An 18,070-nucleotide genomic window follows, 5' to 3' on the forward strand; every position below is an offset into this window, starting at 1 on the left:
GAGACGAGGAGGTCGGTGCCGATGGTCCTCGCTCTGACTGTGTGCGGAATCGTCGTCGCCCTCGTGGTGGTGGGACTGTTCGTCTTCGGTCTGCGCCGCCGGCTGATCCAGCGGTCCGGCGGCACCTTCGACTGCTCCCTGCGCTGGGACGCCCCCGAGCGGGGCGACGCCGGCGGCAAGGGCTGGGCCTACGGGGTGGCCCGGTACAGCGGTGACCGCGTCGAGTGGTTCCGCGTCTTCTCGTACTCCCCCCGCCCGCGCCGCGTCCTGGAACGCGAGGCGATCGAGGTGGCCGGCCGCCGAGTCCCCGACGGCGAGGAGGAGCTGGCGCTGCTGTCGGACTCCGTGGTCCTGATCTGTCTGCACCGGGGGGCCCGGCTGGAGCTGGCGATGAGCGAGGACGCGCTGACCGGATTCCTCGCGTGGCTGGAGGCAGCCCCGCCCGGTCAGCGCGTCAACGTCGCTTAGTGCCGGCTGTGCTCGTTGCGCTCGCCGTGCCTACTTCAGGCCGCTGCTGATCGCGCCGACCAGCTCGCCGTTGCCGGTGTCGCCGCTGAACTCCCAGAAGAAGGCGCCGCCCAGGCCCTGGCTCTTGGCCCAGGCCATCTTGGAGTTGATGGTGGCCGGGGTGTCGTAGGACCACCAGTCGCTGCCGCAGTGGGCGTACGCGGTGCCGCCGACGGTGCCGGTGGCCGGGCAGGAGTTCTTGAGGACCTTGTAGTCCTCGATGCCCGCCTCGTAGGTGCCGGCCGCCGGGCCGGTGGCGGTGCCGCCGGGCGCGGACTGCGTGACGCCGGTCCAGCCGCGGCCGTAGAAGCCGATGCCGAGCAGCAGCTTGCTCGCCGGGACGCCCTTGGCCTTCAGCTTGGCGATGGCGGCGGCGGAGGTGAAGCCCTCCTTCGGGATGCCGGGGTACGAGGTGAGCGGCGAGTGGGGAGCGGTCGGGCCGGTCTTGTCCCAGGCGCCGAAGTAGTCGTACGTCATCACGTTGTACCAGTCGAGGTACCGCGCGGCGCCGCCGTAGTCGGCCGCGTCGATCTTGCCGCCGCTGGAGGCGTCCGCGGTGATGGCGGCGGTGACCAGGTAGTCCTCGCCGAACTCGGCGCGCAGGGCCTTCGAGAGGTTGGCGAAAGCCGCCGGCCCGGAGGTGTCGCAGGTCAGGCCGCAGGCGTTCGGGTACTCCCAGTCGATGTCGATGCCGTCGAAGACGTCGGCCCAGCGCGGGTCCTCCACCACGGCCTTGCAGGACTTGGCGAACGCCGCCGCGTTCTGCGCGGCCTGGCCGAAGCCGCCGGAGTAGGTCCAGCCGCCGAAGGAGTACAGCACCTTGATGTGCGGGTACTTCGCCTTCAGCTGGCGCAGCTGGTTGAAGTTGCCGCGCAGCGGCTGGTCCCAGGTGTCGGCGGTGCCGCTGACGGACTGGTCGGCGGTGTAGGACTTCTCGTAGGCGGCGAAGGTGTCGTCGACCGCGCACTGGCCGTTCTTGACGTTGCCGAAGGCGTAGTTGATGTGCGTGATCTTCGAGGCGGAGCCCGAGGTCACCAGGTTCTTGACGTGGTAGTCGCGGCCGTAGACGCCCCACTCGGTGAAGTAGCCGAGGTTGGCCTTCTCGCCGGGCTGGGGGCCGGGGTCGCCGGTGCCGGTGGTGCGGACCTTGACGGCGCCGCTGGCCGGGCCGGTCTGGTCGGCGGTGTCGCGGGCCTGGACCGCGTACGAGTAGTCGGTGCCCTTGGTCAGGCCGGTGTCCGTGTACGTCGTGCCGGTGACGGTCGCGACCTTGGCGCCGTCGCGCAGGACGTCGTAGTTCTTGACGCCCCTGTCGTCGGTCGCCGCCGGCCAGGACAGCTTCACCGAGGTGTCGGTGATGTCGGAGGCGGTCGGGGTGCCGGGTGCCGAGGGGGCGGCGTCACCCGGGACGGAGGTGCCGTCGCAGGAGCCGCCGTTCAGCTTGCAGCCGGCCGGGGAGCCGGTGCCGGAGCCGTTGAAGCCGAAGGAGACGGAGGCTCCGGGGGCGAGGGTGCCGTTCCAGCCGAGGTTCCTGGCGGTCCAGTGGTCGCCGGAGTTGGTGACCGTGGCGTCCCAGGCGGAGGTGACCTTGGTGCCGGAGGGGAAGTCCCACTCGACGGTCCAGGCGTTGATGGTCGTGGTGCCGGTGTTCCTCACCGTCCACTTGCCTTCGAAGCCCGAGCCCCAGTCCTGGGTCTTGGTGTAGGTGGCCGTCGCGCTGGTGGCCGCCTGGGCCGGGGGCGCGAGGGCTACGAGGCCGGCCAGGGGGAGTGCCAGGGTGGCGAGTCCTGCCGCCGCTCTGTGCCTGAAGCGCATCGTGCGCCTCCTTGGAGTGTGGGGATGGCGTGGGCATGACCAATTGGCCGCCCGCAGTGCCGCGAGGATAGAAAGGTCTGGACCACCGGTCAATAGGTCTGGACCTTTGTTCCGGGCGGCTACCGGATCCCCCATTCCTGCGCGAGGATGGCCGCTTGCACCCGGCTGCGCAGCCCCAGCTTTCCCAGCAGGCGGCTGACGTGCGTCTTCACCGTCGCCTCGGCCATGTCCAGCCGCTCGGCGATCGCGGCGTTGGACAGCCCCTCGCCCAGACACGACAGCACCTCGCGCTCGCGCCGGGTGAGGTTCTCCAGCACGGCCGGATCGGCGGCCGTCCGCCGGGCGGCGGAGCCCGCCGCGAACTCGGCGATCAGGCGCCGGGTGACGGCCGGGGCGACGATCCCCTCGCCGCGCGCCACCGTCCGCACGGCCTCGATCAGGTCCCTCGCCTCGGTGTTCTTCAGCAGGAACCCGGCGGCGCCCGCGCGCAGCGCGCCGAAGACGTACTCGTCGAGGTCGAAGGTGGTCAGCACGAGCACGTCGGCCAGTTGCCCGGCGACCACCTCCCGGGTCGCCGACACCCCGTCCAGCCGCGGCATCTGCACGTCCATCAGGACCAGGTCGGGCCGCAGCTCGCGGGCGAGCGCCACCGCCTGCTCGCCGTCCGCCGCCTCACCCACCACCTCGATGTCGGACGCGCTGCCCAGGATGAGCACCAGCCCGGCGCGGACGGCGGACTGGTCCTCGGCGACCAGGACCCGGATCGGTCGGCTCATGCGGGATCTCCTTCCGTCAGGGGCAGGGTGGCGCGGACCACCCAGATCTTGCCGTCCCCGGCCGGCTCGGGACCGGCCTCGAACGTGCCGCGCAGCAGCGCGGCCCGCTCCCGCATGCCGACCAGGCCGGCACCGGAACCGGGCGCGCGCGGGCCGTCGCGGTCGCCGTAGGGACTGGTCACGCACACGTGCAGGACACCGTCGGCACGGGTGAGCGCCACCCCGACCGGGCCCGGGGCGGCGTGCTTGAGCGCGTTGGTGAGGGACTCCTGCACGATCCGGTACGCGGCCAGTTCCACCGGCGCGGGCAGGCCCTCGCCGTGCGCCGCCTCCAGGCGGACGTCGAGCCCGTTGGCGCGGGCGCCCTCGGCCAGGGCGTCCAGGCCGTCCAGGGTGGGGGCGGCGGACGGCGCGCCGTCACCGCCGGTGTCGCGCAGGAGGCCGATCAGCCGCCGCATCTCCGCCAGGCCCTCGACGCTGTTCTCCCGGATCACCTCCAGCGCCCGGCGGGTGGTCGCCGCGTCGTCCAGGGAGAGCGCGGCCGTGGAGTGGATGGCGATCGCCGAGAGGTGGTTGGCGACCATGTCGTGCAACTCGCGTGCCATCCGGGCGCGTTCGGCGTTCACCGCCTGTGCGCGGTCCATTTCGGCGAGCAGCGCCGTCTGTTCGGCGCGCAGCCGGGCGGCCTCGGCGGCGTCGCGGTGGTTGCGGACGATCAGGCCGGTGGAGGCGGGCGCGAACGACACGACGCCGAAGGCCACGCCGATCAGCAGCGCCTCGGGCACCCGCCACACCGCGAACGGCACCAGCGTGGCGGCCACCGACAGCAGCCCGGTGACCCAGGGGATGCGGCGGGCCGCGGCCGGGGTGCCGTACAGCACGGCCGCGTACGTCACGTCCGTGAACATCACCAGTGTGACCAGGTTGCCCTGGGTCACGGTGTCCAGGACCAGCGCGGCCGTGGCGACCGGCAGGGCGACGCGCGGGGCGGCCCGCCGCATCAGCTCGCAGGCCGTGGTCACCACGAGGGGGACGAGGAGCGGCCACGGGCCCGGGAAGAGCACGATCGGTTCGGTCTCCGGCCGGGGCGCCAGGCCCATGCCCCACAGCAGCAGCCCGCCGAGCAGCCCGGCGAGCGCGGCGTACGCGTCGAAGCGGTGCGGTCGGGGGAGGCGAGGGGCGGCCATGCTCCCATCCAACACGGCACGTGCCGCACTCGCCTGATGCCCGGGAAGGGTCCCCGACTGCACCTTTCGATGTACCGCGAGTTCGTCGCCGCCGACGACGACCGGTGCCGCTTCCACCGGGAGTCTGGAGGGGGGACCGAAAGGAGCACGTCGTGATCGTCGCGTTGGTCATCGCCTGCGAGGTGGGCTTCTGGGTGCTGCTGGCGGCGGGCCTCGCCTTCCGCTACCTGCTCGGGATGAGGCGCACGGGCATGGCCCTGCTGCTGTGCGAGCCGCTGCTGGAGGTGGTCCTGCTGGCCGTCACCGCGGCGGACCTGAGGAACGGCGCCGAACCGAGCTGGAAGCACGGCCTGGCCGCGGTGTACATCGGCTACACCGTCGGCCACGGTCACCGCACGGTGAAGTGGCTGGACGGCCACGCGGCGCACCGCGTCGACGGCCGCCCGCTGCCGCCCCCGCGCTACGGCATGGCCCGCGCCCGGTACGAGGGCAGGGTCTGGCTGGGCACGGTCGTCGCCGCGGCCGTGGCGACCGGACTGCTCCGGCTCGCCATGTGGTACGTCGACGACCCGGGCCGCACGGCCTCCCTGGAGAGCTGGCAGTACCTCGCCTGGCGGGTGGCCGGCATCCACGGACTGGTCGCGCTGGCGTACGTGATCTGGCCGAAGAAGGCCCCGGAGCCCGGCACCGGGACGGCCGTGGCCGCACGGGGGAAGGAGGGAGCGCGCCGATGACCCGCACGTCGAGGATGATCGTCGAGGGCGCCGTCACCGCCGTGATCGGACTGGTGCTGTGGCTGTTCACCGGGGGCGTGGAGGTCCCGGTGATCACCCCGGTCAAGGTCGGCCTGGTGCTGATGTGCGTCGGTGCGGCGCAACTCCTGTGGGGCCTGGGCCGGTCGGTGCGGGCCCGGTCCTAGGCGCGCCGTCCGGCCGCTCCCGCCCGCGGGCGCACGGCGGGAGCGGCCGGGCGGCCCCTCGGGGCCGAGGCGGGCGGGGCAGGCCCCGTCGCGACGCCCGGTGCGCGCTCTCGCCGCGCCGGCCGAAACCCCGGGCGCGTCCGGTACGGGGGCTTTCGGCCGGCACATCCGGGGCGTGCGCCGGACGCCGCTTCCCGGCCTCGCGGGGCGGTACGCCTAACGCTCCCCGCCCGGTACCCACAGCACGTCCCCGGTCTCCTTGTTCGCCGTCCGGGCGAGGATGAACAGCAGGTCGGACAGGCGGTTGAGGTAGGTCGCGGTGAGCGGGTTCATCGTCTCGCCGTGGACCTCCAGCGCAGCCCACGTCGAGCGCTCCGCCCGGCGGACCACCGTGCACGCCTGGTGCAGCAGGGCGGCGCCGGGCGTGCCGCCGGGCAGGATGAAGGAGCGCAGCTTCTCCAGCTCCCCGTTGAAGCGGTCGCAGTCCGCCTCCAGCCGGTCGACGTAGAACTGCTCGACCCGCAGCGGCGGGTACTCGGGGTTCTCCACCACCGGCGTCGACAGGTCCGCGCCCACGTCGAACAGGTCGTTCTGGACGCGGACGAGGACCTCGACGACCTCCTCGGGCAGTCCGCCCAGCGCGATCGCCGTGCCGATCACCGCGTTCGCCTCGTTGGCGTCGGCGTACGCGGCGATCCTGAGGTCGGTCTTGGGGACCCGGCTCATGTCGCCGAGGGCCGTGGTGCCCCGGTCGCCGGTCCGGGTGTAGATGCGCGTCAGATTGACCATGGGCCCAGAGTAGTTACGCCCCGGCCGTGCGGAACACGCGCGTGCCGACCGCCACGGACAGCACGGTCAGGCCGACGGCGACCAGGGCGCCGTACAGCATGTGCGTGGTGGCGTACCGGCCGACGTACGCGTCCCGCATGGCGTCCACCAGGTACCGCAGCGGCATGAAGTGGGAGAGCACGTCCAGCCAGCGCGGGCCCAGCGTCATCGGCAGCATCAGGCCGCTCAGCAGCATCGCGGGCATGGTCAGCGCGTTGACCACCGGCCCGAACCCCTGCGGGGTGGCGACCTTCATCGCCAGCGCGTACGACAGTGACGCCAGCGAGACGGTGAGCAGCGCGACGAACGCGAAGCCGATCAGCACGCCGGGCAGCGGGGCCCGCAGGCCCATCACCACGGCGGCCAGCACCAGCAGCACCGCCTGGAAGACGAACACCGTCGCCTCCCGCAGCACCCGGCCCAGCAGCAGCGCCAGCCGGCTGGCGGGGGTGACGCGCATCCGCTCGACCACCCCCTGGCCCTTCTCCAAAATGATCATGAATCCGGCGAACGAGGCTCCGAACAGGCTGAGTTGCAGTAACAGTCCGGGCACCAGCACCTGCCAGGAGCTGCCCCGCCCGCCCAGCGGCAGGTCGGTGAGGAGCGGCCCGAAGAAGAGCAGGTACAGCAGCGGCATCAGCACGCCGAAGAGCAGCGCGAAACGCGAGCGCAGCGACTGGCGCAGATAGCGGCCGTAGACGAGAGCGGTGTCGTGCAGCAGCATGCGGGGTCCTATACGGCGATGGGGGCGGTGCCGGCCGACGGGGGTCCCCCCGGCCGGGTTTGTTCGGGACCGGGGGAGGGGCCGCGGCCGGTGATGGCGAGGAAGGCGTCCTGGAGGGTGGCGTCGATCGAGCCGCCGTGCGCCAGCTTCAGGGCGCTCGGGGTGCCCTCGGCGACCACCACGCCCCGGTCGGCGATGACCAGGCGGTCCGCGAGAGCGTCCGCCTCGTCCAGGTAGTGGGTGGTCAGGAACACGGTCGTGCCGTGCTCGTCGCGCAGCCGGCGCACCAGCTCCCACAGGCCGGCGCGGCTGCCGGGGTCCAGCCCGGTGGTCGGCTCGTCCAGGAAGAGCACCCTCGGACGGTGGGTGAGCGCCATGGCGATGTCCAGGCGCCGGCGCTGACCGCCGGAGAGGGCGCCGCACCTGCGGTCCAGCAGCTCGGCCAGGTCCAGGTCGCGGGCGAGTTCCTCGGCGCGCTCGGCGGCCACCGCCTTCGGCAGGCGGTAGAAGCGGCCCTGGGTGACCAGTTCCTCCCGCACGGTGATCTGCGGGTCGACGCCACCGGACTGCGCCACGTACCCGCAGGACCGGCGCACCCCGGCGGGGTCGGTCGCCAGGTCGTGGCCGGCGACCGTGGCCGTGCCGCCGGTCGGCGCGAGCAGCGTCGTCAACATCCGCAGGGTGGTGGTCTTGCCGGCGCCGTTGGGGCCGAGGAAGCCGAGGATCTCCCCCTCGCGCACGGTCAGGTCGATGCCGCGCACGGCTTGGACGGGGCCGTTCCTGGTCCGGAAGGTACGGGCCAGGCCGGCCGTACTGATGATTGCCATGGCCCCAGAAAAACAGAGTCTCTTAAATTTTGCAATGTCCCCAAGTTTTCAGCGGGTCCAGCGAAGTTAGGATGCGGGCATGGCCGAGGGACTCAGGGAACGAAAGAAGCGGCAGACCAGGCAGTACATCTCCGATGTCGCCACGGACCTGTTCATCGAACGCGGTTTCGACGCCGTGACCGTCGCCGAGGTGGCCGAGGCCGCGAACGTCTCCGTCAACACCGTCTACAACTACTTCCCGGCCAAGGAGGACCTCTTCCTCGACCGGTCCAAGGGAGTCGTCGACCGCCTCTCGCGCTGGGTGCGCGGCCGGCGCGACGGCGAGTCGGCCGCCGAGGCGGTCCTGCGCGAGCTGCGCGAGGAGGTCGAGGCGGTGTCGCCCCGGGTCGGCCTGATGGAGGGGTACGCGAAGTTCATGCGGGTCGTGCAGGACTCGCCCGCCCTGCGCTCGCGCATGTGGGCCATCGGCCAGGAGGTCCTCCTCGACCTGGAACGGACCCTGCGGGAGGAGACCGGCGCCGCCGAGGACGATCCCGTGCCGGCCCTGATGGCCGGTCAGATCAACTGGCTGCACAGCACGGTGATGACCGGCATCGGACAGCGCATGCTGGCCGGCGGCACCCCCGCGGCCGTCTCCCGCGAGATGCTCGTGCTGCTCGACGAGATGGAGGGGCTGCTGAGCGGGAAAGTGCTCACCTACGCCGTCCGGGGCGCGGAGTGACCCTCCCCGGTGTGATGTCCGTCATGTGAGACGTGACGCGCGTTACTAACCGGTCACACAGCCCCGCGCGAACGCTAATGTCCGGCCGAGGGAAGCAAGGACAGCGCGTACCAGGGGAGTCGCACAGTGGCACGGAAGCTCGCCGTCATCGGAGCCGGCCTCATGGGGTCCGGCATCGCCCAGGTCTCCGCCCAGGCGGGCTGGGACGTCGTCCTGCGCGACGTCACCGACGCGGCGCTCACCCGCGGCACCGACGGGATCAAGGCGTCGTACGACAAGTTCGTGTCCAAGGGCAGGCTCGCGGCCGGGGACGCCGAGGCCGCGCTCGCCCGCATCACCCCGACCACCGACCTCGACGCCGCCGCCGACGCGGACGTCGTCGTCGAGGCCGTCTTCGAGAAGCTGGACGTCAAGCACGAGATCTTCCGCGCGCTCGACAAGCTGGTGAAGGACGAGGCGATCCTCGCCTCCAACACCTCCGCCATCCCGATCACCAAGATCGCCGCGGTCACGGAGCGCCCGGAGCGGGTCGTCGGCACGCACTTCTTCTCGCCGGTGCCGATGATGCAGCTGTGCGAGCTGGTGCGCGGGCACAAGACCAGTGACGCCACGCTCGCCGCCGCCCGGGAGTTCGCCGAGTCCGTCGGCAAGACCTGCATCGTCGTCAACCGCGACGTCGCCGGTTTCGTGACCACCCGTCTGATCTGCGCCCTCGTCATGGAGGCCGCCAAGCTCTACGAGTCGGGCGTCGCCACCGCCGAGGACATCGACCTCGCCTGCAAGCTGGGCTTCGGCCACGCCATGGGGCCGCTGGCCACCGCCGACCTGACGGGCGTGGACATCCTGCTGCACGCCACGGACAACATCTACACCGAGTCCCAGGACGAGAAGTTCGCCGCCCCCGAGCTGATGCGCCGGATGGTGGACGCCGGTGACATCGGCCGCAAGAGCGGGCAGGGCTTCTACACGCACTGACACCGCGACCGCCCGGAAAACGTCACACCCCGGGGTGAATTCGGTATCGGTTCGCTCACGGATGGCAACCGACGATCGGTTAACGCAGTCACAGGTTGCACACCGTTTTTCACCCATCACGGAGTACGACACCGCACTCACGACTCACGCACACGGGGAGCGCATATGCACATCAGGGGCGACCACGCCGAGCTGGTCGTCGGGGGCCGCCTCGACGTCCGCAGCGCGGCGGACGCCCGTACGGTCCTGCACTCGGCCGTCGACGACGGCGCCGGCGATCTGGTGCTCGACCTGTCAGAGCTGGACTCCTGGGACGCCACCGGGCTCGGAGTGATCATGGGGGCCCACCGGCGGGCCGGCCGCTGCGGCCGGCGGCTGGTGCTGCGCGGCGTGCCGCCGCAGATGCAGCGTCTGCTGGTGGCCACCCGGCTGCACCGGATCCTGGCCATCGAGGGCGGCATCGGAGTGGAGTCCCTGCCCCGGGTGTGACCCGTGTGCCCGAGGGGGCGGCAGGGGGTCGTCGGGGCGGGGGAGGCCGGGCCCCTCCCGGCGAAAGGTTCGGTGCACGCAATCCTCACGAGACTGTGACGTCTCGGGCAGCACGGGAACCCGGATTGTCGGAGATACTGAGCAAAGGTTTAAGGTTCGGCTGCCCGCTGCCTCGAAACCCTCAAGCGGGCCCGGACCAGAAGCGACAGCGCGGTGTGCGGCAAGGCCGGGAGGGGCTTGTTGGACATACGACGCTTTTGGGGGGCTTGAACCTATGGACCCGAACAACCGGGACCCCGAGGACCACGGCCACGAGGGTGACGGCAGCGCGCCGCGCCCGCGCCCGCCCAGGGAATCCCTCACCTCCGACTTCGGACAGCACGCGCCCGCGCTCGCCCGTACGGTGCAGCTCGTCTCCGGCGACTACCTGCTCACCGTCAACCCCGTCGACGGCAGCGAGATCGAGCTCTGCCCGCCCGGGGAACGGCCCGCGCGCCCCGAGAAGCTCACCGCGGCCGAACGGGCCGAGACCGACCGTGCCGCCAAACCGCCCGTCCCGCCGGGGCCGGTGCAGCCCGCGCTGCCGCTGGTGGCCCGTCAGGAGGAACGCGAGCGGCTGGTGCGGCTGCTGGCCCGCGGTCGTTCCGTACGCCTGACCGGACCGGCCGGCGCGGGCCGCACCAGCCTGCTCGACCTCGTCGCCGAGGACTGCGCCGACCTCGCCCCGGACGGCGTCGTCCGCCTCAGCGGCTTCCGCCGCACGGCCGACGAGCTGCTCTACGACCTGTTCTACGCCGTCCACCGCGCGCCCCTGCACCGCCCCGAGCGCGACGAACTGCTCTCGTACGTCCGGGAGATCGGCGCGGTCGTCGTCCTCGACGACATCGAGTTCGGCGGTGCCGCGCTCGACGAGCTGCTGGACGCCACCCCCGAGTGCGCGTTCCTGATCGGCGCCACCCCGGACGTTCCCGCCCCGTCCGCCGGATCCGCCGTCGAGGAGGTCCTCCTCGACGGCCTGGAGCGCGCGGACGGCGTGGAACTGCTGGAGCGCGCCGTCGGCCGCGTCCTCACCGACGACGAGGCCACCTGGGCCGGCGACCTCTGGTTCGAGTCCGAGGGCCTGCCGCTGCGCTTCGTCCAGGCCGGCGCCCTGCTGCGCCGGCGCGACCGGCTGCGGGCCGGGACCGACGCCGCCGACGAGTTCGGCGTCTTCTCCGACGACCACCCGGCGGACGCCGGACCCCGCGACGCCACCGAGCGCGAGGACGCACCCCGCGACGCCGCCGAGCGCGCCGGCGCCCGCCTGCCGTCGCTCGGCGAGGCCGCCGCGCCCGCGCCGCTGCTCGCCTCGCACCTGAGCGCCTGCGCCCGCGCCGTCCTGGAGTTCGCCGTCGCGCTCGGCGGCGAGGTGCCGCACCAGGCGCACCTGCCCGCCCTGGTCGGCGACACCCACGCGGACGCCGCCCTCGGCGAGCTGGCCGAGTGCGGTCTCATCTCCCCGGTCGGCTCCCGCTACCGGCTCGCCGCCGGGGTGCTCATCCAGCTGGAGGCCGCCGGCTACGCCGACGACGCCACCGGCCGGGCCCTGACCGCCGCCCGGCACTACGCCTGGTGGGCCGGTCACCCCTCGGTCACCCCGGAACGCGTCTGCGCCGAGGCCGACGCCGTACTGGCCGCCCTGGCGGTCCTGGCACCGGCCACGGCCCGGCCGGACGACGGCGCCGAGGACGGCGCCGAGAGCCCCGCCGTGGCGCTGGCCCGCACGGCGGCGCCCGCCTTCGCCGCCGGGCTGCACTGGAGTGCCTGGGAGCGGGCCCTGCGCGCCGGCAGCGAGGCCGCCCGGCTCGCCGGTGACGTGGCCGAGCAGGCCTACTTCCACCACGAGCTCGGCATCCTCGCACTGTGCGAGGGACACCTGGACCGGGCCCGCGCGGAGCTGGAGGCGTCCATCGGTCTGCGCGGCGCGCTCGCCGACAAGCGCGGCACGGTCGCCGGCCGCCGCGCCCTCGCCCTGGTCGCCGACCGGTCCGGTGACACACCCGGCCCCGGAGCCGGGGGCGTCACCACGCCTCCGTCCGGCTCCGGCCTCGGCGCCGCGGCGGCGGGCTTCGGCCCGACCGCGGGGGAGGAGGTGCCCGACGCCCGGCACGAGGAGTCGGCGTCACCGCCCAAGGGCGCACCCGCGGCCTTCCCGCCGCTCAGGCCGCCCGCCCAGAGCCCGGCCCTGGTGACCCAGCGCAGCGCCGCCTCCCCCGGCCCGGCCCGCGCGCCGCAGGGCGGCATCAAGGGATTCGCCCGGCGCAACCTCGTGGCGGCGGGCGCGGGCGCGCTGCTCGTCGCGGTGCTCGGCACGGTCGTCACCCTCGGCGCCACGTCCGACAACGAGGGCGGCGCACCCTCCGACCACGTCGGCGTCAACCCGTCCGCCAGCCAGGGCACCGGCGACGGCGGCCTGGGCGCCGACCGGGCGGACAGCGACCAGGGCGAGGGATCCGGCGGCGGACCGGCCGTCGGCCGGCCCACCGACCCGGGCCCCGACGGCACCCTGGGCACCTCCGACGACCCGACGCCCACCGGCTCGGGCGAGCCGTCGGACGATCCGAGCGGCACGCGGGAGCCGGGCGACCCGGACGACCCGACGTCCACGCCCTCCTCCGGCAAGCCGCCGACGTCCGGGAAGCCGTCGAGTCCCGGCAAGCCGCCCAGCTCCGAGAACCCGCCGCCGAGTACCGAGAACCCGCCGCCGAGTTCCGAGAACCCGCCGCCCAGTTCCGAGAACCCGCCGCCCAGTTCCGAGAACCCGCCGCCGAGTACCGAGGAGCCGCCTCCGCCGTCGACCACCGACTCGGCCAGCGGCCCGGCCCCCAGCGGTCCTGCGAGCACCACGGCGAGCGCGCCGGGGAGCGGCGGATCCCCGAGCGGGTCCGGTTCCGCGTCGGACGTCTTCGTCTGACGCCCCGCCCGCCCGGGCCGCGTGAGCACGCGGGAGGGCCGGGTCCGTTCGACGGACCCGGCCCTCCCGACGGTCGTGGCGCGGTCAGAACAACCGCAGCTTGTCGTCCTCGATGCCCCGCAGGGCGTCGTAGTCCAGCACCTGGCAGCCGATCCCGCGGTCGGTGGCCAGGACGCGGGCCTGCGGCTTGATCTCCTGGGCGGCGAAGATGCCGCGCACCGGCGCCAGGCGGGGATCGCGGTTCAGCAGGTCCAGGTAGCGGGTGAGCTGCTCCACGCCGTCGATCTCGCCGCGCCGCTTGATCTCGACGGCGACGGTCTGCCCGTCGGCGTCCCGGCACAGGATGTCGACCGGGCCGATGGCCGTCGGGTACTCGCGGCGGATCAGGGTGTAGCCCTCGCCGAGCGTCTCGATGCGGTCGGCGAGCAGCTCCTGGAGGTGCGCTTCCACGCCGTCCTTGATCAGGCCGGGGTCCACGCCCAGTTCGTGCGTGGAGTCGTGGAGGATCTCCTCCATCGTGATGATGAGCTTCTCGCCCGCCTTGTTGACGACGGTCCACACCCCCTCGTCGTCGCCGGTGCCCTCCTTCAGCGTGCAGGGCGGCGACATCCAGTTGAGGGGCTTGTAGGCCCGGTCGTCGGCGTGGATCGAGACGCTGCCGTCCGCCTTGACCAGGATCAGGCGGGGCGCCGAGGGAAGGTGGGCGGTGAGCCGCCCGGCGTAGTCGACGGAGCAGCGGGCAATGACGAGACGCATGGTCGGCAACGCTACTCGACCGGTCCGCCCCGACGCGATCCGCACCCCTGCCGCCGGGCCGGCGGGCCGCCGGCGGGGCGCCCCACTTCTCCCATTAGACCCGTGTTGAGCACTGGCCGATTGTGTGCCTACGGGTTGGTGCTGATCTGGGCGTTCTCCTGGTGCCGCCTCGCCCGGGTGCTTACGGTATTGAACGGGAGGTCGCGGGGTGTGTACACAGCGTGTGCGTTTTCGCGGACTTCCCTTACTGTCCGGCAACCCCTGCTGGTCGGGGGTGCGAGAGGAGAACCCATGTCGCTCGACGTCTCACCGGCCCTACTGGAACAGGCCGAGCGAGGCGAGGTCGACGAAGCCGACTTCGTCGACTGCGTCCGGACCTCCCTGCCCTACGCATGGGAGATGATCAGCTCCCTGGTGGCACAGCTGAAGGTCGACGGCGGAGCCTTCGCCGACAACCAGACGCCCCCGCCGGACGAGCAGGCACGCGGTCAGCTGCTGCGTGCGCTCGCGAGTGACGCGATACGCGGCGCGCTGCAGCGGCACTTCGGTGTACGCCTGGCCTTCCAGAACTGCCACCGGGTGGCGGTGTTCCCGTTGGACTCATCCGTCGACGAGACGCTGGCCCGTTTCACCTCGGTGCGCAGTCAGCTGCTGAACCAATCGCCGGAGCTCCGGGACTGCTGACGCGGAGGGACGTCGGCTTGCCGCTCCGTACGCGGGAGGTACGGTACGCACCGGAGCGGCAAGCTCCCCGCCGGACCCGGCGGTTCAGCGCAGCCGGGGCAGTACCTCGGCCCCGAGGCGCCGCACGTTCTCCTCGGTCGCCGCGAGATCGCCGGAGCCCTCGACGAGCAGCGCGAAACGGCTGATGCCGGTCCGCTCGCTGGTCGCCGCGAGCCGGTCGGCGCACAGCTCGGGCGTGCCCACCGGGTGCAGTCCGCACAGCAGTTCCGTGTACGCCAGCGGGTCGCGCATCCGCCGGGCCCGGCCGTCCACCGTGACATGGGCGTCGAGTCCGTACCGCAGCCAGCCGGGCATCGCCTTCAGCAGCGTCTCCGCCGCGTCCGTGTGCCGGTCCGCGATCTGGCAGACCCCGGCCGAGACGTGGGCCGCGCCGCGGATCTCCTCCGCCGGCCGCCCGCAGGCCCGCGCGTGCCGCTGCCACTGGATGACCATCTCGGCCTTCTCCTCGTCGCCGACATGCATGCCGAGCAGCATCGGCAGCCCGCGCTCGGCCGCCAGGCGCACGCTCCCGGGCGAGGTGCAGGCGAGGACGACCTCCGGTCCCGGGGTGTCGGTCAGGGCCTCCGACGGCCGCGGCACGACGGTGACTTCGCGGAAGCGGAAACGCTCGCCGTCCGCGCCCACCGCCGGTTCGCGCAGCCAGCGCATCAGCAGGTCGAGCGATTCGGGGAAACCCTGTTCGTACGCCTCCAGCCCACCGCCGAACACCTCCAGATCGACCCACGGCCCACCGCGCCCCACACCCAGCGAGAACCGCCCGCCGCTGGTGAGGTGCAGCAGCGCGGTCTGCTCGCCGAGGGTGACGGGGTGGGTGGTGGGCAGTACGCTGACCGCCGTGCCGATCCGGATCCGCCGGGTGCGGCCCAGCAGGAGAGCGGCCAGGGTGACGGCCGACGGGCACGTGCCGTAGGGCACGAAGTGGTGCTCGGCCAGCCAGACCGAGTCGAGCCCGGCCTCCTCGGCGACCTCGGCGGAGCGGACCGCGCGGTGCAGCGTCTCCCCCTGGCCCTGGCCGGGGAACTGGGCCGCCAACACGAAACTTCCCACACGCATGTGCTTTTCCTGCTTCCTGGCTCCGACGCGGAGCTCCCCCATCGGGCATAACCGTCCGACACGTACCGAGGACACGGTCGGGGCGGGGGATTTGCGGATTGTCTGCAGAGCGGGCCGCCGCTGGGGCGCCGCGCCGTCCGCGGGGCCGCGGGAGGTCCGAGGCGCGCGCCGTGCACGTGCCCGGGAGGGCCGGGGTGTGCGCCGTGCGCGTGCCCCGGTGCGCGCCGCGTAGGCTGGAAGCAGTCCGTACTTCCCGTATAGCCCCGTGAGGTGTGCTGTGTCCCCGCGTCGTAACCGACCCAAGGGAGCTGGTTCCTCAGGCCGGAGCGCCGAGGACGACCGCCCCGGCCGCTACGGCGGCTGGCAGTCCAGCGAGAGCTGGCGGGGCGAGGAGTGGAGCGTACGGCACGTGGCGGGGGCGAGCGCGCAGGGCAAGGCGTACCGCTGCCCCGGCTGCGACCAGCTGATCCCCGACGGCGTCGCGCACGTGGTGGCCTGGCCGCAGTACGCGGGGGTCGACGACCGCCGGCACTGGCACCGGGCCTGCTGGAACGCGAAGGACCGCCGCACCACGCGGGTGCAGCGGTCCCGTAACGCGCCGCGGTTCTGACGGGTCGTCAGTGCGTCGGCGCCTCACACGTCCCGCTTCTCCAGCAGCGCGAAGGCGCCGGCGAAGGCGGCGGCCGTCGCGCCCAGCCCGATCCACAGCGGGTCCCAGCCGGACGGGCCGGAGTCGCTGAGGGACTGGGTGTAGAAGACGCTGAGCTGGTTCGGGATCGAGTACTCCAGCAGGGCCTGGCGCACGTCCGCCAGCGACTGCGCGAACATGAACAGCGCGATCACCAGCGGGGCGAGCACGGCTCCGATCATGAGGGTGATGGCGCCCGCCGAGTGGCGGACGATCGAGCCGACGGCGAGCGAGAGCAGGCCGAGCAGGGCGATGTAGAGGGAGACGCCGACGGTGGCCTTCAGCCACTCGCCGCCCGTCGGGTCCTCGGCGCCCTTGCTCTCCAACATGGCCACGTGCAGGAAGGCCACGAGCGAGGACGACACCAGCGTCACGACGAACGCGACCAGGAAGAACACCACCGCCTTCGCCGCCAGCACCCGGCCGCGGCTGGGGCAGGCGGTCATGGTGGTGCGGATCATGCCGGTGCCGTACTCCGAGGCCGTGGTCAGCACGCCGAGCGTGATGATGCACATGCTGCCGAGCAGCAGGCCGAACATGCCGAGGGACAGCGCGTTCTCACCGGACAGGTCGGACGAGGAGCTCGACACCACCACGCCGGTCAGCAGGCCGATGCCGACCACCAGCAGCACGAACACGCCGAGCGTCCACATCGTGGAGCGCACCGACTTCATCTTCGTCCACTCGGAGGCGATCGCGTGTCCGAGGTGCGTGCGCACCACCGGGATCGGCGAGGTGTAGGAGGGGTACGACGGGCCGGGCGCGGCCTGCGGCATCGGGGGCTGGGGCGTGCTCATCGGGCGTCCTCGGACTTGGTCGGGTCGGTGACGGGAGCGGGGGCGGGTGCGGGTGCGGGGGCGGTCGGCGGCTGCGCCGGGGCCTGCGGCGCGGCCGGCTGCGCGTACGGGCCCGCGGGCGCCTGGCCCGGCGCGGGCTGCGGCACCGGCTGCGGGGGTGCCGCCGGCCCGGGCGCCGCGTGCTGGGGCGGCGGCGGGGCGTACCAGCCGGGCTGGCCCTGGCCGGGCACCGGCACCGGCGGCTGCGCGCCGGGCGGCGGGGGCTGCCGCAGACCGGCCTTCTGGTCGGTCGTGGAGCGGTAGTCCACGGCGCTCTGCGTCATCCGCATGTACGCCTCCTCCAGCGAGGCCTGGTGCGGCGACAGCTCCCACAGCCGTACGCCGGCGTCGTGCGCGATGTCGCTGATGCGGGGCAGCGGCAGCCCCGTCACCCGCAGCGCGCCGTCCTGCTCCGGCAGGACCTGCCCGCCCGCCTCGGTGAGCGCGGCGGACAGCTTCTCGCGCAGCTGCGGCTCGGTGTCCGGCGTCCGGACCCGGGCGAAGCCGGCGGAATTGGCCGAGATGAAGTCCCGCACGCTCATGTCGGCGAGCAGCTGCCCGCGTCCGATGACGATCAGGTGGTCCGCGGTCAGCGCCATCTCGCTCATCAGGTGGGAGGAGACGAAGACCGTACGGCCCTCCGCGGCGAGCGCCTTCATCAGATTGCGCACCCAGAGGATGCCCTCGGGGTCGAGGCCGTTGACCGGCTCGTCGAACAGCAGCACCTGGGGGTCGCCCAGCAGCGCGGCGGCGATGCCGAGCCGCTGGCCCATGCCGAGGGAGAAGCCCTTGGACCGCTTCCTGGCCACGTCCTGGAGGCCGACCACGCCGAGCACCTCGTCCACCCGCCGGGCCGGGATGCCCGACAGCTGGGCGAGGCTCAGCAGGTGGCTGCGGGCCGACCGGCCGCCGTGCACGGCCTTGGCGTCGATCAGCGCGCCCACCTGGCGGGGGGCGTTGGGCAGCTTGCGGTACGGGTAGCCGCCGATCGTGACGCGCCCGGACGTGGGATTGTCCAGGCCCAGGATCATGCGCATCGTGGTCGACTTGCCCGACCCGTTGGGCCCGAGGAAGCCGGTGACGGCACCCGGCCGTACCTGGAAGGACAGGTTGTACACAGCGGTCTTGTCGCCGTAGCGCTTGGTCAGGCCGACAGCCTCGATCATGCTCCGCACCCATCGAAAAGTTCAGGACAGCGGGGCACATGCCCCCGTAAGGGTTAGGAGCATATCGAGCCGCTGACGGTTCCCCTCGGGAGCGGGCAAAAGCCGG

Annotated in this window: 19 protein-coding genes; 9 read left to right on the forward strand and 10 right to left on the reverse strand. The window is 72.9% G+C overall.

Annotation, left to right across the window (positions count from 1 at the left end):
- The first annotated feature begins 21 nt into the window (after nucleotides 1-21).
- The gene (locus tag ACSU6Z_RS20290) at nucleotides 22-468 is read left to right on the forward strand and encodes a DUF2550 domain-containing protein (protein WP_437047562.1); all 447 of its coding nucleotides are present in this window, start codon (nucleotides 22-24) and stop codon (nucleotides 466-468) included.
- A gap of 30 nt (nucleotides 469-498) precedes the next feature.
- Here ACSU6Z_RS20290 and ACSU6Z_RS20295 read toward each other — a convergent pair whose 3' ends face one another.
- The 3 genes from ACSU6Z_RS20295 to ACSU6Z_RS20305 form a co-directional block, all read right to left on the reverse strand.
- The gene (locus ACSU6Z_RS20295; protein ID WP_437047564.1) at nucleotides 499-2,322 is read right to left on the reverse strand and encodes a glycosyl hydrolase family 18 protein; all 1,824 of its coding nucleotides are present in this window, start codon (nucleotides 2,320-2,322) and stop codon (nucleotides 499-501) included.
- Nucleotides 2,323-2,441: 119 nt separating this feature from the next.
- Nucleotides 2,442-3,098: a response regulator gene (locus ACSU6Z_RS20300; protein ID WP_437047566.1), complete on the reverse strand. Its 657-nt coding sequence runs from the start codon at nucleotides 3,096-3,098 to the stop codon at nucleotides 2,442-2,444.
- Nucleotides 3,095-4,285, reverse strand: a complete 1,191-nt coding sequence (locus tag ACSU6Z_RS20305) for a sensor histidine kinase (protein WP_437047567.1) — start codon at nucleotides 4,283-4,285, stop codon at nucleotides 3,095-3,097. Before ACSU6Z_RS20305 ends, ACSU6Z_RS20300 begins: the two co-directional genes overlap by 4 nt.
- Nucleotides 4,286-4,437: 152 nt before the next feature.
- On the opposite strand from ACSU6Z_RS20305, the gene ACSU6Z_RS20310 reads away from it, so the two are divergent.
- Nucleotides 4,438-5,019: a hypothetical protein gene (locus ACSU6Z_RS20310; protein WP_437047568.1), complete on the forward strand. Its 582-nt coding sequence runs from the start codon at nucleotides 4,438-4,440 to the stop codon at nucleotides 5,017-5,019.
- Nucleotides 5,016-5,204, forward strand: a complete 189-nt coding sequence (locus tag ACSU6Z_RS20315) for a DUF5708 family protein (protein WP_437047570.1) — start codon at nucleotides 5,016-5,018, stop codon at nucleotides 5,202-5,204. The genes ACSU6Z_RS20310 and ACSU6Z_RS20315 overlap by 4 nt, the downstream gene beginning before the upstream one ends.
- Before the next feature lie 216 nt (nucleotides 5,205-5,420).
- On the opposite strand, the gene ACSU6Z_RS20320 is transcribed toward ACSU6Z_RS20315, so the two are convergent.
- The 3 genes from ACSU6Z_RS20320 to ACSU6Z_RS20330 are packed head-to-tail and all read right to left on the reverse strand — an operon-like array spanning nucleotide 5,421 to nucleotide 7,583.
- Entirely contained in the window at nucleotides 5,421-5,993 is a 573-nt protein-coding gene (locus ACSU6Z_RS20320) for a cob(I)yrinic acid a,c-diamide adenosyltransferase (protein WP_437047573.1), read from the reverse strand.
- 13 nt (nucleotides 5,994-6,006) lie between these two features.
- Nucleotides 6,007-6,756, reverse strand: a complete 750-nt coding sequence (locus ACSU6Z_RS20325; protein ID WP_437047575.1) for an ABC transporter permease — start codon at nucleotides 6,754-6,756, stop codon at nucleotides 6,007-6,009.
- Between the two features lie 8 nt (nucleotides 6,757-6,764).
- The gene (locus ACSU6Z_RS20330; RefSeq protein WP_437047577.1) at nucleotides 6,765-7,583 is read right to left on the reverse strand and encodes an ABC transporter ATP-binding protein; all 819 of its coding nucleotides are present in this window, start codon (nucleotides 7,581-7,583) and stop codon (nucleotides 6,765-6,767) included.
- 79 nt (nucleotides 7,584-7,662) lie between these two features.
- Here ACSU6Z_RS20330 and ACSU6Z_RS20335 point away from each other — a divergent pair, with 79 nt between their 5' ends.
- From ACSU6Z_RS20335 to ACSU6Z_RS20350, 4 genes are all read left to right on the forward strand, one after another.
- Complete coding sequence (locus ACSU6Z_RS20335) at nucleotides 7,663-8,304, forward strand: TetR/AcrR family transcriptional regulator (protein WP_437047579.1); 642 nt, start codon at nucleotides 7,663-7,665, stop codon at nucleotides 8,302-8,304.
- A gap of 126 nt (nucleotides 8,305-8,430) precedes the next feature.
- The gene (locus ACSU6Z_RS20340) at nucleotides 8,431-9,279 is read left to right on the forward strand and encodes a 3-hydroxyacyl-CoA dehydrogenase family protein (RefSeq protein ID WP_437047580.1); all 849 of its coding nucleotides are present in this window, start codon (nucleotides 8,431-8,433) and stop codon (nucleotides 9,277-9,279) included.
- Between the two features lie 165 nt (nucleotides 9,280-9,444).
- Nucleotides 9,445-9,768: an STAS domain-containing protein gene (locus ACSU6Z_RS20345; protein WP_003997851.1), complete on the forward strand. Its 324-nt coding sequence runs from the start codon at nucleotides 9,445-9,447 to the stop codon at nucleotides 9,766-9,768.
- A gap of 274 nt (nucleotides 9,769-10,042) precedes the next feature.
- Complete coding sequence (locus ACSU6Z_RS20350) at nucleotides 10,043-12,721, forward strand: ATP-binding protein (protein ID WP_437047582.1); 2,679 nt, start codon at nucleotides 10,043-10,045, stop codon at nucleotides 12,719-12,721.
- Between the two features lie 84 nt (nucleotides 12,722-12,805).
- Here ACSU6Z_RS20350 and nucS read toward each other — a convergent pair whose 3' ends face one another.
- Nucleotides 12,806-13,477, reverse strand: a complete 672-nt coding sequence (nucS, locus tag ACSU6Z_RS20355; protein ID WP_029382899.1) for an endonuclease NucS — start codon at nucleotides 13,475-13,477, stop codon at nucleotides 12,806-12,808.
- 291 nt (nucleotides 13,478-13,768) lie between these two features.
- Between nucS and ACSU6Z_RS20360 the strand changes: the two genes are divergently transcribed.
- Nucleotides 13,769-14,161 (forward strand): SCO5389 family protein, encoded by a 393-nt coding sequence (locus tag ACSU6Z_RS20360; RefSeq protein ID WP_006130174.1) that lies wholly within the window; start codon nucleotides 13,769-13,771, stop codon nucleotides 14,159-14,161.
- An 84-nt stretch (nucleotides 14,162-14,245) separates the two neighbouring features.
- On the opposite strand, the gene ACSU6Z_RS20365 is transcribed toward ACSU6Z_RS20360, so the two are convergent.
- Nucleotides 14,246-15,274 (reverse strand): LLM class flavin-dependent oxidoreductase, encoded by a 1,029-nt coding sequence (locus ACSU6Z_RS20365; protein ID WP_437047583.1) that lies wholly within the window; start codon nucleotides 15,272-15,274, stop codon nucleotides 14,246-14,248.
- A 277-nt stretch (nucleotides 15,275-15,551) separates the two neighbouring features.
- Between ACSU6Z_RS20365 and ACSU6Z_RS20370 the strand changes: the two genes are divergently transcribed.
- Entirely contained in the window at nucleotides 15,552-15,884 is a 333-nt protein-coding gene (locus ACSU6Z_RS20370) for an ATP/GTP-binding protein (RefSeq protein ID WP_437047585.1), read from the forward strand.
- A gap of 23 nt (nucleotides 15,885-15,907) precedes the next feature.
- Here ACSU6Z_RS20370 and ACSU6Z_RS20375 read toward each other — a convergent pair whose 3' ends face one another.
- Together ACSU6Z_RS20375 and ACSU6Z_RS20380 are read right to left on the reverse strand one after the other, a co-directional pair.
- Nucleotides 15,908-16,759, reverse strand: a complete 852-nt coding sequence (locus tag ACSU6Z_RS20375) for an ABC transporter permease subunit (RefSeq protein ID WP_437047586.1) — start codon at nucleotides 16,757-16,759, stop codon at nucleotides 15,908-15,910.
- A complete protein-coding gene (locus ACSU6Z_RS20380; RefSeq protein WP_437047588.1) occupies nucleotides 16,756-17,964 on the reverse strand; it encodes an ABC transporter ATP-binding protein in 1,209 nt (402 codons plus the stop codon). Before ACSU6Z_RS20380 ends, ACSU6Z_RS20375 begins: the two co-directional genes overlap by 4 nt.
- Between the last annotated feature and the right edge of the window lie 106 nt (nucleotides 17,965-18,070).

Origin of the sequence: Streptomyces sp. enrichment culture, assembly GCF_964273145.1 — a bacterium.
GTDB lineage: Bacteria > Actinomycetota > Actinomycetes > Streptomycetales > Streptomycetaceae > Streptomyces.

Excerpts from the sequence above, each read along its gene's own strand:
- ACSU6Z_RS20375 (WP_437047586.1), bottom strand. The coding sequence starts at position 16,759 with ATGAGCACGCCCCAGCCCCCGATGCCGCAGGCCGCGCCCGGCCCGTCG.
- ACSU6Z_RS20325 (WP_437047575.1), bottom strand. The coding sequence starts at position 6,756 with ATGCTGCTGCACGACACCGCTCTCGTCTACGGCCGCTATCTGCGCCAG.
- ACSU6Z_RS20305 (WP_437047567.1), bottom strand. The coding sequence starts at position 4,285 with ATGGCCGCCCCTCGCCTCCCCCGACCGCACCGCTTCGACGCGTACGCC.
- ACSU6Z_RS20345 (WP_003997851.1), top strand. The coding sequence starts at position 9,445 with ATGCACATCAGGGGCGACCACGCCGAGCTGGTCGTCGGGGGCCGCCTC.
- ACSU6Z_RS20290 (WP_437047562.1), top strand. The coding sequence starts at position 22 with ATGGTCCTCGCTCTGACTGTGTGCGGAATCGTCGTCGCCCTCGTGGTG.
- ACSU6Z_RS20360 (WP_006130174.1), top strand. The coding sequence starts at position 13,769 with ATGTCGCTCGACGTCTCACCGGCCCTACTGGAACAGGCCGAGCGAGGC.
- ACSU6Z_RS20295 (WP_437047564.1), bottom strand. The coding sequence starts at position 2,322 with ATGCGCTTCAGGCACAGAGCGGCGGCAGGACTCGCCACCCTGGCACTC.
- ACSU6Z_RS20330 (WP_437047577.1), bottom strand. The coding sequence starts at position 7,583 with ATGGCAATCATCAGTACGGCCGGCCTGGCCCGTACCTTCCGGACCAGG.
- ACSU6Z_RS20320 (WP_437047573.1), bottom strand. The coding sequence starts at position 5,993 with ATGGTCAATCTGACGCGCATCTACACCCGGACCGGCGACCGGGGCACC.
- ACSU6Z_RS20365 (WP_437047583.1), bottom strand. The coding sequence starts at position 15,274 with ATGCGTGTGGGAAGTTTCGTGTTGGCGGCCCAGTTCCCCGGCCAGGGC.
- ACSU6Z_RS20300 (WP_437047566.1), bottom strand. The coding sequence starts at position 3,098 with ATGAGCCGACCGATCCGGGTCCTGGTCGCCGAGGACCAGTCCGCCGTC.
- ACSU6Z_RS20335 (WP_437047579.1), top strand. The coding sequence starts at position 7,663 with ATGGCCGAGGGACTCAGGGAACGAAAGAAGCGGCAGACCAGGCAGTAC.
- ACSU6Z_RS20315 (WP_437047570.1), top strand. The coding sequence starts at position 5,016 with ATGACCCGCACGTCGAGGATGATCGTCGAGGGCGCCGTCACCGCCGTG.
- nucS (WP_029382899.1), bottom strand. The coding sequence starts at position 13,477 with ATGCGTCTCGTCATTGCCCGCTGCTCCGTCGACTACGCCGGGCGGCTC.
- ACSU6Z_RS20380 (WP_437047588.1), bottom strand. The coding sequence starts at position 17,964 with ATGATCGAGGCTGTCGGCCTGACCAAGCGCTACGGCGACAAGACCGCT.
- ACSU6Z_RS20350 (WP_437047582.1), top strand. The coding sequence starts at position 10,043 with ATGGACCCGAACAACCGGGACCCCGAGGACCACGGCCACGAGGGTGAC.